Source organism: Noviherbaspirillum soli (assembly GCF_015352955.1).
Classification (GTDB): domain Bacteria; phylum Pseudomonadota; class Gammaproteobacteria; order Burkholderiales; family Burkholderiaceae_D; genus Noviherbaspirillum_A; species Noviherbaspirillum_A soli.
This window is the reverse complement of sequence record NZ_JACYOX010000003.1, coordinates 220,786-233,366: the sequence shown is the minus strand read 5'-3', so window position 1 is coordinate 233,366 and position 12,581 is coordinate 220,786. Positions and strand designations below refer to the sequence as shown.

8 protein-coding genes are annotated in these 12,581 nt (G+C 66.9%); 3 read left to right on the top strand and 5 right to left on the bottom strand.

The window, feature by feature from the left end; all coding sequences use genetic code 11:
* The first annotated feature begins 130 nt into the window (after positions 1-130).
* The 3 genes from IGW04_RS26025 to oxlT all read left to right on the top strand — a co-directional run bounded on the left by IGW04_RS26025 (position 131) and on the right by oxlT (position 3,195).
* Positions 131-259, top strand: a complete 129-nt coding sequence (locus IGW04_RS26025; protein WP_267253676.1) for a hypothetical protein — start codon at positions 131-133, stop codon at positions 257-259.
* Positions 260-597: 338 nt separating this feature from the next.
* Positions 598-1,383 carry a DODA-type extradiol aromatic ring-opening family dioxygenase gene (locus IGW04_RS05120; protein ID WP_194711955.1) on the top strand — a complete coding sequence of 262 codons (786 nt, stop codon included), beginning with the start codon at positions 598-600 and terminating at the stop codon, positions 1,381-1,383.
* A 498-nt stretch (positions 1,384-1,881) separates the two neighbouring features.
* The gene (oxlT, locus tag IGW04_RS05115) at positions 1,882-3,195 is read left to right on the top strand and encodes an oxalate/formate MFS antiporter (protein ID WP_194711954.1); all 1,314 of its coding nucleotides are present in this window, start codon (positions 1,882-1,884) and stop codon (positions 3,193-3,195) included.
* A 334-nt stretch (positions 3,196-3,529) separates the two neighbouring features.
* Here oxlT and IGW04_RS05110 read toward each other — a convergent pair whose 3' ends face one another.
* The 5 genes from IGW04_RS05110 to IGW04_RS05090 all read right to left on the bottom strand — a co-directional run bounded on the left by IGW04_RS05110 (position 3,530) and on the right by IGW04_RS05090 (position 12,564).
* Positions 3,530-5,269, bottom strand: a complete 1,740-nt coding sequence (locus IGW04_RS05110) for a bifunctional protein-serine/threonine kinase/phosphatase (protein WP_194711953.1) — start codon at positions 5,267-5,269, stop codon at positions 3,530-3,532.
* A gap of 266 nt (positions 5,270-5,535) precedes the next feature.
* Positions 5,536-7,515 carry a helicase-related protein gene (locus IGW04_RS05105; RefSeq protein ID WP_194711952.1) on the bottom strand — a complete coding sequence of 660 codons (1,980 nt, stop codon included), beginning with the start codon at positions 7,513-7,515 and terminating at the stop codon, positions 5,536-5,538.
* Positions 7,516-7,648: 133 nt separating this feature from the next.
* Positions 7,649-8,446, bottom strand: a complete 798-nt coding sequence (locus tag IGW04_RS05100) for a slipin family protein (protein ID WP_194711951.1) — start codon at positions 8,444-8,446, stop codon at positions 7,649-7,651.
* Entirely contained in the window at positions 8,431-9,813 is a 1,383-nt protein-coding gene (locus IGW04_RS05095) for an NfeD family protein (RefSeq protein ID WP_194711950.1), read from the bottom strand. The genes IGW04_RS05100 and IGW04_RS05095 overlap by 16 nt, the downstream gene beginning before the upstream one ends.
* A 117-nt stretch (positions 9,814-9,930) precedes the next feature.
* Entirely contained in the window at positions 9,931-12,564 is a 2,634-nt protein-coding gene (locus tag IGW04_RS05090; RefSeq protein ID WP_194711949.1) for a PQQ-dependent sugar dehydrogenase, read from the bottom strand.
* Between the last annotated feature and the right edge of the window lie 17 nt (positions 12,565-12,581).

Below are 12,581 nucleotides of genomic sequence, written 5' to 3'. Positions count from 1 at the left end.
CGCCGCACTGTCGCCGCCCTTTGCGGCAACAGTGCGGCATTGTATTCGGGAATTATGACCCCCATCAATGCCGCCTCCATGCCAGCCCGGCACACTGTGACCTTGATCAATTTTTTATAGCGAATTCATCGTGTACAACGCTTCACAGAAAGACAGGTATTCCCGCTACACCCGGATCAGGCGTTCCCATGCGCTGATGCGCGCGGGCCTGATCGGCGCCCTGCTGGTTCCCGCCCTGCTGTATTTCACTGCCGGCTAGAGGCCGTCACGCGCTTCGGCTTGGGCCTGGGCGTTGCCGGCGCCGGCCGGATGCACGCAATCCAAAGGCATTGACTTGCCGGCCAAGGCGCGCTGCACATGCGGCGGCGAAGCACTAACCGGTAACGGTGAGGCGCAGCAACGTCCCGTATGGCAGGTCATGGCGGTCTCCAGGCATAGTTCTGAAATCCAGAGCAAGCTCCAGCGCACCGGCCCGGCCGGCGCGCTTTCTTCGCCATGCGCGAAGCATTATGCTGATGCGATCGGGCGCGCGGCGCGAGGGCACCAGCCCGGCCGCTGCCGCTGCGCCATCCCGGCAATCACCCACTGGAGAACATCATGCCCCACCTGCCCGCACTGTTCATTTCGCATGGCTCGCCCATGCTGGCCATCGAGGACAGCCCGGCACGCCGCTTCCTGCTTGAACTAGGCAATGCACTGCCGCGTCCGAAAGCCATCGTGGTGGCATCGGCGCATTGGGAAACCAGCGGCGGGCCGGCGGTCAGCCTGGCGCCGCAGCCCGAAACCATCCATGACTTCGGCGGCTTTCCGCCAGCGCTGTTCGCCATCGAGTACCCGGCGCCGGGCGCGCCCGAGGTCGCCGAGCGGGTGGCGATGCTGCTGGAACAGGGCGGCCAGGCCGTCAGCCGCAGCCCTGACCGTGGCCTTGACCATGGCGCCTGGGTGCCGCTGCGACTGATGTATCCGCAGGCCGACATACCGGTCACGCAGCTGTCGGTGCTGCGTGGCGGCACGCCTGCCGCGCACCTGGCGCTGGGCGCGGCAATAAGCGCATTGCGCGACGAGGGCGTGCTGGTGATCGGCTCCGGCTCGCTGACGCATAACCTGCATGAATTTCGCGGCCAGGGCATTGCCGCGCCCGTGCCGGGCTGGGTCAGCGGATTCGGCGACTGGATGCAGTCGATGCTGGCGCAGAACCAGCGCGCCGCACTGCTGGACTACCGCCGCCAGGCGCCGCATGCAGCGCGCAACCACCCAAGCGAGGAACACCTTCTGCCGCTGTATGTGGCCATGGGCGCCGGCGGCGACGGCGCAAGCGCGCAGCGGCTGCATGCCAGTTATGAATACGGCGTGCTGGCGATGGATGTCTACGCCTTTTCCTGACGCCGCTGCGTCGTGCCACACGGCGCCGGCCTTCGGCGCGTCGTCGCAACGAGGCCGCGGCAGGCCTGGTTGCGACGGCAACTGCTGCATCCACATGGCACGCCAACTGCCGGTTACCACGCTCCTCCGCCTTGCCAGCACGGCTGCTTTGGCCTCTTTTGAGGTGATATCAAGCCGTCACCACAAATTTTCAAAACTTAACCGCGGTCAAGGATAGTCAAAATCCGTTCTTCCACAATCGTCTCACCTACCGCTCCGACAGCGCTTCAACACCCGGTGGCCACCGGGCTGGGGAGCTCGAAGAAAGGTAATCAAAATCAATAAGAAAGATGGTCGTTCACGGCGCAGGCAAAAGGCCGGGACAAGCAAGCAAACATCAACACGATTAACGGAGACAAAAATGCTTGAGGCAACATCCTTTCGAAGCGCGGGCTCGCTGCGCTGGTTTGACACCTTTCAGTTCGCAGCCGCCGCATCCGGCGTGACGGGGAGCGCAAAATGAGCCAGGCTACCCTGAACGCGCAGCGCCCGCTTCCCGCCACCTCCGACCGGACCCGCTGGATACAGCTGATCGTCGGCGTGGTCTGCATGATTGCCACTGCCAATATCCAGTACGCATGGACCCTGTTCGTGCCGGAGATCCAGGACAAATTCGGCTGGGCGCGCGCCGAGATCCAGATTGCCTTCACCCTGTTCGTGCTGGTGCAGACCTGGCTGGCGCCGATTGAAGGCCACTTCATCGACAAGTTCGGTCCCCGCGTGATGGTCGCCTTCGGCGCCGTGATGATCGGCGTCGCCTGGGTGATCAATTCGCAGGCCACCAGCCTCCTGGGCTTCTATGTCGGCGCTGCCATGGGCGGCATCGGCGTCGGCTCGATCTACTCCACCTGCATCAACAATGCGCTGAAGTGGTTCCCGGACCGCCGCGGCCTGGCCGTGGGCCTGACCGCCGGCGGTTATGGCGCCGGCTCCGCCGCCACCATCCTGCCGATCGCGGCCATGATCGAGTCCTCGGGCTTCCAGCACACCTTCCTGTTCTTCGGCATCCTGCAGGGCTCGCTGGCCTTCGTCGCCGCCTGGTTCCTGCGCTCGCCGAGCAAGAGCGAAGTCAAGGCGTCGTCCAAGCTGACCCAGGCGACCCGCGACTACACCCTGAAGGAAGCCCTGTCGACCAAGCTGTTCTGGCTGATGTTCGTGATGTTCATCCTGGTCGTCACCGGCGGCATGATGGCAGTGGCCCAGCTGGGCGTGATCGCCAAGGACCTCGGCGTCAAGGAATTCCAGGTCGACCTGCACTTCTTCGTGATGGCGGCGCTGCCGCTGGCCCTGATGCTGGACCGCATCATGAATGGCGTTTCCCGTCCGCTGTTTGGCTGGATCTCGGACAACATCGGCCGCGAAAAGACCATGGTGATCGCGTTCTCCCTGGAAGGCATGGGCATCATCGCGCTGGGCTACTTCGGCAGCAACCCGTGGGCCTTCCTGATCCTGTCCGGCGTGGTGTTCCTGGCCTGGGGCGAAGTCTACTCGCTGTTCTCGGCCCTGGCCGGCGACGCCTTCGGCACCAAGCACATCGGCAAGATCTACGGCGTGCTCTACACCGCCAAGGGTATCGGCGCGCTGTTCGTCCCGCTGGGCAACCTGATGATGGAAGCCACCGGCACCTGGTCCACCGTGCTCTACACCGTGGCGATGATGGACCTGACCGCCGCCTTCCTGGCCATCATGATGCTGCGACCGGTGCTGGCCAAGCATGTCAGCTTCTCCAAGAGCCTGATGCTGCGGGAAAGCGGCGCAGCGGCAGCGACCTGATGCTGGACACAGCCTGACCACGGTCGGGTTGAGAGAGAAGCGGGCTTCTTCGGAAGCCCGCTTTTTTCATGAGCCTTTTTGAGCCAGCGCCCGAATGGACTTACGACGTTTTTACGTCAACGCTGCGATAAGTCCTTTTGAACGCGCTGGTCGCCGTTTCAACCAGAACCGCAGTGTCATATTCTTTCAGGAATACCCACTTGCCCCGGCTCCGGGGTACGTTGTTCAACACGTTGCGCACGGCAGCCCGGCGGCCTGTTCGTGAACTGGCAGCCCAGACAGCCGACATCTGTGGCCGGACTATCCTTGCTTGCCAGGGGACATGCCGGGCAAGCTACCTCCCTCCCATCACGACAAACCCGGCCATGAACAGCAGCGCCAACCCCAGCGCCAGCGAGACCCCCTTCCAGAACAACACCGGATTGCGCTCCACCAGCGGCGTATGGCCGCGGTGCAGGTAGGCCTTGTTCGGATGATGCAGGTCGTACAGGAATTCGGACAATTCCTGATAGCGCTTCTGCGGGTCCGGGTGCACTGCGCGGCGCAGCGTCTCGTCCACCCAGGCCGGAATCTCGCGCTGGTCGTCCAGCACCGAGCGGTATTGCAGCTTGCGCTGCGCCGCGCGGGTGGTGGACTTGGCGACCTGCGCGCCATAAGGCAGCCGCCCGGTCAGGATCTGATAGGCAATCACCCCGAGCGAATACAGGTCCGAGCGCGGCGTGCCGCGCTCGCCCAGGAAGTATTCGGGCGCGGCATACTGCGCCGTGCCCGGCATCTCGGCCCGTTCCAGGCGCATCGCGGTCTCGGTCAGGCCAGCCACCCGGGTCGAGCCGAAGTCGATGATCTTCACCGTGCCTGATGCATCGATCATGATGTTCTCGGGACGCACATCCTGATGCAGCATCTCCAGGCGATGAAACGCCAGCAGGCCACGCGCGATCTGTTCGATAAGGCCGCGCATCGTGGCCAGGTCGGGCCGTGGATTGTCCCGCATCCATTGCGACAGCGTCTGGCCTTCGATGAACTCGGTGGCCACATACAGATAATTGCGCTTCCTGGTCTGCGGGCTGGCCTTGAGCACATGGGCATTGCTGATGCGGCGCGCGATCCATTCCTCCATCAGCAGGCTTTCCAGGTAGGCCGGGTCGCCTTGCAGGTCGACCGATGGCGTCTTCAGGATCTGCAGTTCGCCGGTCTCCTTGTCCTGCGCCAGAAAGATATGGCTGCGGCTGCTGGATCGCACTTCGCGCACGATGGTGTAGCCATCGAAGTCCATGCGCGCTGCCAGCATCGGCGCCGGCGGCAGGCCGGACAGCTTGCGCAGCGTCTCGGCGGCATCCGGCGCAGGCAGCGCATCGATGCGCACCAGCTGCACGGTCAGGTTATCGGCGCTGCCACGGCGCAGCGCTTCCCCGACGATCAGCCGTGCCGCCTGGTCGAGGTCATCGGCATGGCGGTCGATCGCATCGAACACGAACCCGGCATCGACATGGTCATACACGCCATCGGTGGCCAGCATGAACAGGTCGCCTGTCTCCAGCTGCAGTGTGCGGAAGTCGATGTCGACCTGCTGGTTCATGCCCAGCGCCCGGCTCAGATAGCTGGTCTCGCGCGATACCCACAGCCGGTGGTCGCTGGTCAGCTGCTCCAGCCGGCGCTCGCGCAGCTGATAGATGCGCGAGTCCCCCACATGGAACAGGTAGGCGGTGGCGGACTTGAGCACCATGGCCGACAGGGTGCAGACATAGCCACGGTCGGGATCATAGCGGTGCTGGCCCTGCCTGCTCTGGGCATGCAGCCAGGAGTTCGTCGCCGCCAGCACCTTCTCGGCCGAGGTCTTCACCGACCAGGCTTCCGAGGTGCAGTAATAGTCCTCCAGCACGCTGGTAACCGCGGCCTGGCTGGCGATCTGGCTGACATCGCTGCTGCTGATGCCGTCCGCCAGCGCAATCGCAATGCCCTTGGTGGCAAGCAGCGGCTCCCTCGGCAGTTGGGCGCCGTGGAAGTCCTGGTTAATGTCCTTGCGTCCGCGGTCGGAGTGCTGGCCGACGGTGACTTGTAATTGTGTTGTCATGGAGTGTTCAAGATCGCTTCCAAGGTGGAAGAGGGACGGTAGCGGACGCAGTTGCAGTTGCCGTTCGTAGTTCGTAGGGTGCAATACCCCGAAGGGGCATTGCACCATTGGTCGATCGAGGAAGCCGGCCGACAATGCCATCCCGGTTTGCGCCCGTGGTGCAATGCCCTTCGGGTATTGCACCCTACAAAAGGGGCTTAAGTCACTTCTGATGTTGCAATTGCAAAGATAAAGGCAAAGGCAACTGCAGTTGCACAGGCTCCGCCTTATCTCCCCTTTCCCCTCTTTCCCTGCCGCCGCACCGCCGCATTCTGCGCCTGCAGCATCGCATCCACCCGCTCGGAAGCAGCACGCGCCAGGGACTGCGCTTCCTCCACGCTGGGGAAGTACTCCGGCAAGCGATAGCCCAGCCAGGCATAGGCCGAATAGAGCCGGCACTGGTCTTCCACTTCCTGCAGGCCCAGCCGGCCGAGTTCGCGCGGGTCGACCTCGAGTTTCATTGCCCGCTTCTTCGCCAATGCCCTGGCCCAGCCTTCCCATGCCAGCTGCAGCGTGGGCACGCGGCTGGCGATGGGCACCAGGGACAGGGTGAACTTTTCGGCGATCGCCAGCGGCAGCGTGTCCAGCCACAGCGCCCGCTCCGACTGCTCCTCGGTAATGCGCGGAAAGAAAAAGCCGTCCGGCACATCGATGTTGTGCACGAAGCGCTTCAACAGCCGCACCAGCGACTGCTCGCCGGTCACGGACGAAATCCGGTGCAGATGCTCCAGCGTCGGCGCAACCGGAAAATTGGTGGCGGGCACCGGGGCCAGCTTTTCCTTCAGCAATGCGCCGATCACCTGGTGAGTGTCTTCGTCGTAGCCGGCGACGAAGCCTTCCTCGTGCACGCCGTAACGCCCGGCGCGGCCAGCGATCTGGCGCGCCAGCGCCGCCGAGATCTCTTCCTCCTCGACGCCGTTGAACTTCACGGCGGTGGTCATCACCACCCGCGAGATCGGCATGTTCAGGCCCATCGCCAGCGCGTCGGTCGCCACCACGACATCGGCCTCGCCGTCGCGGAAGCGCTGGGCCTGCGCGCGCCGCACCTCCGGCGACAGGTTGCCGTAGACGGTGGAGACCGACATGCCGGTCTCGGCGATCATGTCGCGCCACATCAGCACCTCGCGCCGCGAGAACGCGATCACGGCGTCGCCGCGGCGGAAGTTGCGCAGCTTCCTGACGGCCTGGCCTTCCATCGTCAGCGGCGCCTTGCGCTTGAGCAGGTGGATTTCGAGCGGGCATTCCAGGCGGTCGGCCAGGGCTTCGATCGCCTTGCGCGCTTCCGGCGCGCCGACCAGGTACACCGTGGCGGCGGGCGCGCCGCAGACGGCGGCGGTCCAGGCCGCGCCGCGGTCGCGGTCGGCCAGCATCTGGATCTCGTCGATCACCGCGACCTCGACCCGGGTGCGGCTGTCGAGCATCTCGACGGTGCTGGCGACATGGGTCGCGCCTTCCTCGACGCGGCGCTCCTCGCCGGTGATCAGGCTGACCTTCAGTTCCTTGCCGTGCGGCCGGGCCGCCTGCATGCGCTCGTAGTTTTCCAGCGCCAGCAGCCGCAGCGGCGCCAGGTAGACGCCGCTCCTGGCATGGATCAGAGCCTCCATCGCCTTGTGGGTCTTGCCCGAGTTGGTCGGGCCCAGCACGGCGATGAACTTGCGCGGCAGGCGGCGCGCCACCTCGAAGGAATCCGGATACTCGGCCAGGTTGATGCTCTCGCGGGTCAGCGCGGCATGGCGCTCTTCCTGCGCCCGCTCGATCGCATGGTCCAGGCGCTGGCGGATGCGGTCGAACACGAATTCCGCCGGGTCGGCGCTCTCCTGTCCGGCCAGCGACTGCAGGTAGGGCATGGCATCCAGACCGGCTTCCCCGGCGCGTTCCCCGATCTCGCGCACGAAACTCGCCACCTGCCGGCGCAGCGCTTCCATGGCTTCCGGCGTGACCCGCTCCCGCACCAGCGCGAGCCGGGCGTCGTCGTCCATCTTGCGCCATTTGGTCGGCTTGGCCAGCACGCCATAGGCCGGCACCAGGTCGTAGGGAATGCGCAGCAGGTCGGCCTCGACCTCGCCGGTGAAGCGCACGAAGACGCGGCCCTCCAGCTTGACCAGGCGCGCGCCGGCAGCGTTCACATACTGTTCAGCGGATGCGGCTGCATCCTGCGCGTCTTCCTGCCCGCTGGCGGCGGAAAGGGAAATGTCTGGCTCTGTCATCGGCAATCGCGGCGGCAGTGGCGGCCGCCAGAGAAAAAGGGAACCCGTATCCTACCGGAGGCGCCGACCGGCTTGTTAGCGTGCGGACAAGCGCGCCGCCAGCGGCCGGCGCGGCCGGCGCGGCCGGCGCCGCTCAGGCGCCCGGCTCCGGACCAGTCCGCCCGGGTGGGGCCTTGCGGGCCTGTTCCGCCATCCCGGTCAGCAGCTCGACCGGCAGCGGGAACACGATGGTCGACGACTTGTCGCCGGCGATATTGGCCAGCGTCTGCATGTAGCGCAGCTGCATCGCGCCCGGCTGCCGCGCCAGCACCTCGGCGGCCTGCATCAGCTTTTCCGATGCCTGCAGCTCGCCCTCGGCATGGATCACCTTGGCGCGCCGCTCGCGCTCGGCCTCGGCCTGGCGGGCAATCGCCCGCACCATCGATTCATCCAGATCCACATGCTTGATCTCGACATTGGCCACCTTGATGCCCCAGGCATCGGTCTGGGCGTCGAGCACCTGCTGGATGTCGATGTTGAGGCGCTCGCGCTCGGCCAGCATCTCGTCCAGTTCATGCTTGCCCAGCACCGCGCGCAGCGTGGTCTGCGCCAGCTGGCTGGTGGCCTCGAAGAAGTTGGCGACCTGGATGATGGCCTTTTCCGGATCGACCACGCGGAAGTACAGCACCGCGTTGACCTTGACCGAGACGTTGTCGCGCGAGATCACGTCCTGGGTCGGCACGTCCAGCACGATGGTGCGCAGGTCGACCCGCACCATCTGCTGCAGCACCGGGATCAGGATCAACAGGCCCGGCCCCTTCACCGCCCAGAAGCGGCCCAGCTGGAACACCACGCCGCGCTCGTATTCGCGCAGCACCCGGATCGATACGGCCAGCAGCAACAGCAGCAGGATGACGATGGCGCCGGCGCCGAGGCTCAGGGTGGCGGGCATGGCGATTCTCCTTGCGTGTCGTCGATCGGAACCACGTCGAGCAGCAGGCCGTGGCGCGCCACCACCCGCACTCTCTGGCCGTGGCGCAGCGGCACGGGGCTGGCCACGCGCCAGGTCTCGCCGCGCAGCCGCACCCAGCTTTCGTGCGGCGCGCCGGGCGCCGCCTCCACCTCGGCGATGCCGCCGACCATGTCGTCCAGCCCGGCCATGCGCGGCCTGCGCCGGGTTTTCAGCGCCACGGTGGCGATGGCGCCGAGCAGCAGCGCGCTTGCCACCGCCACGGCGGCGATCAGTGCGGGCGGCAGGCCGTAGCCCGGCAGGTCGGTATCGATCAGCATCAGCGCACCCGCGACGAAGGCCGCGACGCCGCCGATGCCCAGCACGCCGTAGCTGGGCAGGAAAGCCTCGGCCACCATCAGCAGCAGCGCCAGCAGGATCAGCGCCAGACCGGCGTAGTTCACCGGCAGCAGCTGCAGGCCGTACAGCGCGAGCAGAAGGGAGATCGCACCGACCACGCCCGGCGCCACCGCGCCGGGGCTGATGAACTCGAACACCAGCCCATACACGCCGACGGTCAGCAGCAGCAGCGCGATGGTCGGGCTGGTGATGGTGGAGAGCAGACGGACGCGCCAGTCGGGTTCGATCCGGGCCAGCGCGGCGCCGCCGGTATGCAGCTGCCTTTCCTGGCCGAGCACGGTGACCTTGCTGCCGTCGAGCTGCCGCACCAGCGCCTCGCTATCGGCGGCAAGGTAGTCGATCACCCGCAGCTTCAGCGCCTCCTCGGCCGGCAGGCTGACCGCCTCGCGCACCGCGCGCTCGGCCCAGTCGGCATTGCGCCCGCGCAGCTGCGCCAGGCCGCGGATATAGGCGGCGGCATCGTTGACATGCTTGCGTGCCAGCGCCGATAGAGGCTTGCCGGCGGCGTCAGGCGGCGTGTCGCCGTCGGGCGCCATGCCCGGCGCGCCGATCTGCACCGGGGTGGCCGCGCCGAGGTTGGTGCCGGGCGCCATTGCCGCGATATGGCTGGCGTAGAGGATATAGGTGCCGGCGCTGGCGGCGCGCGCGCCGCCGGGCGCCACCAGGCCCGCCACCGGCACCGGCGAGGACAGGATGGCCTTGACGATGGCGCGCATCGAAATGTCCAGCCCGCCGGGCGTGTCCATCTGCAGGATCACCAGCTGGCTGCCGTCGCGGGCGGCGCGGGCCATGCCGCGCACCACGTAATCGGCGCTGGCCGGGCCGATCGGGCCGTCGATGTCCAGCAGCGTCACCGGCGGCGGCCCGGCCAGCGCACAGGCTGCCAGCAGCAGGCCCAGAAGACAGAGCAGCGCGCCGCCGGCATGGCGGCGGCTTCGAGGCAATGGCATGGCGAGATTCCCGGATTCTCCACAAGGGCCGGCACTGGCCGGTCCATCCACCATGCCCATTCTTGTGCAGCCGGGCCGCGCGGGTTTGCGTCACATCAGAAGCCGGCCCGCCAGGTCCTAGCGGATGATCACCATGTACATGCTCGTGACCGAATTCCACGGTCCCAGCGTCACGCCGCCGGCGTTGAAGTGCTTGCGGAACACGCTGTAGGTGCGTGTGGCGCTGCCCTCGCGGGTGGCGACCTCGGCGCCGGTATCGGTCCAGCTGTCGTCGACCCAGGACGGCACGCCGCGATCGTTCTGCAGCGCGATATAGACATCGGCCTCGGCGTTGAGCGTGAAGGACGCCAGCGGATTGCCGGCGTAGCTCTTGGAGTCGTTGGCGGTGCGTATCCACTGGGCGCCCAGCAGGTTGCCCGGTATCGACAGGAAGGTATAGGCGCGGTCGCCATAGACCGCATCGCCGGCCTGCAGGTCGGTGCGCAGCGACCAGTCGGGCGCATTGGCATTGTCGGCCACCTGCAGGTTCGACGCCTGCAGCGCCGGCACGCCGCAGCCGGTGACGCGGGCGCCGGCCCAGTCGGCATGGTCGTACTGGTTGCCGTCGCCGGCATCGAGCACCACCAGCCGCATCTGCTGCCTGCCCGCCACGCCAACGTTGACATTGCGCCGCAGGTCGGCGCCGCGCACGATGCCGCTGTCGTAGGCCTTCACGCCATCGAGCCACACCTGGAATACCACGCTGCCGAGATCGCCCACCTCGTCGTCCACGCCGACATCGGCGATGAAGCTGCCCGAGCAGGCGCCGGCAAGGTTGTAGACCACCTCCGACGGCGCATGCACGCCCAGTCCGCGCGGATACGGTATGCCGCCCAGCGTGATGGCGTTGCCGTCGCCGGCGGCGGCTTCGCCGTTGCTGCGGTTGTTCTCGACCGGACCCCAGCCGCTGGCCGGCGTCGCGGCCGGCGCGAAGTCGGTGATCTGCTGCTTCATGTAGATGTCGCGGGTGGCGGTGGCGGTGGCGCCGGTGGAATCGGTGACGGTCAGGCGCAGGCGTATCCAGCTGTTGGCTTCATTGACCTCGAACGGGGTGGCGACAAAGGAGCCGTCGGCGCCTGTCAGCGGGCCGAGGAAGTCATGGGCATGCGCATCGTGCTGGAAGTCGATGTCCCAGACCAGCGATGCGGGCGGCAGGTTGCCGTCGTCGGGGTCGAGGCCGGCGCCCGAGAAGCGCACCAGTTCGCCGGGTGCGAAGCTGGCGCCGACGGCTGGCGTGTCGATCCGGGCCAGCGGTGCGCGGTTGCTGGTGACGGTCAGCGTGGCCGAGCGCGACTCGATGCTGCCGAAGGCATTGGCGACCTGCACCCGGAAGGTCGAGTTGCTGTCGGCCGCGCTGGCGGGAGGCGTGGTGTAGCTGGGCGCGGTGGCGCCGGCGATCGGCGCGCCGTTGCGCAGCCACTGGTAGGAAGTGGCGTTGTTGGCGCTGACGCTGAAGGTGGCGGTGCTGCCGATCGACACCAGCTGGTCCTGCGGTTCGGCCGCAATGCCCGGCAGCTGGGCGGTGCTGGCGCTGAAGCTGATCTTGCCCAGCGAGCCGGCGCCCGGCTGCGGCGAGCCGGTGCCCTGGTTGCCCGCCAGGTAGTACAGTCCGCCGTTGGGCGTGACAGCCAGCGCGATCGGATTGCCAATGGCGCCGGCAAAGGCTTCGGGCGTGCCGGGGGCGGCGGGATCGAGGCTGCGGATCTGGCCGGTGCAGAAATCGGCGAAGAAATAGCGGCCGATGAAACGCGCCGGAAACTGCGGCGCGGCCGGATTGTAGAATGCGCCGCCGGTCACGGAGCAGGCGCCGCCGGCATGCTGGTAGGCATAGACCGGATTGGTGAAACGGCTGTCCGAGGAATTGCCTTCCGCCGCCGGCCAGCCGTAATTGGCGCCGCGCTGGCCACGGTTGATCTCTTCCCAGGTGGCCTCGCCGACGTCGTTGATGTAGAACAGCCCGGTGCCGGGCTGCACGTCGATGGCGAACGGGTTGCGCAGGCCGAGCGCCCAGACCGCCGGGTAGGCGCCGGCGGTGCCGACGAAGGGATTGTCGCCGGGCACCGTGCCGTCGGCATTGATGCGCAGGATCTTGCCGAAGGGCGTGTCCAGCCGCTGCGAATTGGCGCTGGCGAAGGGCTGCACGGCGTCTTCGTGGTTGCCGACCGAGATGTAGAGCTTGCCATCGGCGCCAAAGCGCAGTCCGCCGCCCATGTGGAATCGGTTGCCGGCGGGCGCGTTCGGCAGATCGAGGATGACCCGCTCGCTGCCGGCGACCGCACGGTCGTTTGCCTCCGTCACCCGCAGCACGCGGTTGTTGACGCCGGTGGCGTTGCGCACCGTGCAGTACAGATAGACGAAATGGTTATTGGCAAAGCCGGGGTCGGCGACGGCGCCCAGGCAGCCGTGCTCGGAAGCCGAGTCGACATCGGCGACCTGGTAGAAGCTGGTGGCAAGTACGGCATCGTTCTTGACCATGCGAATCAGGCCGTTCTGCTGCACCACCAGCAGGCGGCTGTCGGGCAGCGCCGCCAGCGCGGTCGGGCTGGTCAGGCCGAGGAACAGCTGGCGGTCGGAAAATCCGGTCGGCACGCTGGCAGCCAACAGTGCCGGAGCGACCGGCAGCAGGCACAGCGCGGCCCAAAGCCGGCGCCGTAGCCGTGCAACGCTGGCCATGGTGGAACAGGCACGACGGAAAAACGAGATCGTGGGCACAGCAGTCTCCTCGGTGG

Coding starts and splice junctions, on each gene's coding strand:
- IGW04_RS05120 (WP_194711955.1), top strand. CDS start 598: ATGCCCCACCTGCCCGCACTGTTCATTTCGCATGGCTCGCCCATGCTG.
- oxlT (WP_194711954.1), top strand. CDS start 1,882: ATGAGCCAGGCTACCCTGAACGCGCAGCGCCCGCTTCCCGCCACCTCC.
- IGW04_RS05110 (WP_194711953.1), bottom strand. CDS start 5,269: ATGACAACACAATTACAAGTCACCGTCGGCCAGCACTCCGACCGCGGA.
- IGW04_RS05105 (WP_194711952.1), bottom strand. CDS start 7,515: ATGACAGAGCCAGACATTTCCCTTTCCGCCGCCAGCGGGCAGGAAGAC.
- IGW04_RS05100 (WP_194711951.1), bottom strand. CDS start 8,446: ATGCCCGCCACCCTGAGCCTCGGCGCCGGCGCCATCGTCATCCTGCTG.
- IGW04_RS05095 (WP_194711950.1), bottom strand. CDS start 9,813: ATGCCATTGCCTCGAAGCCGCCGCCATGCCGGCGGCGCGCTGCTCTGT.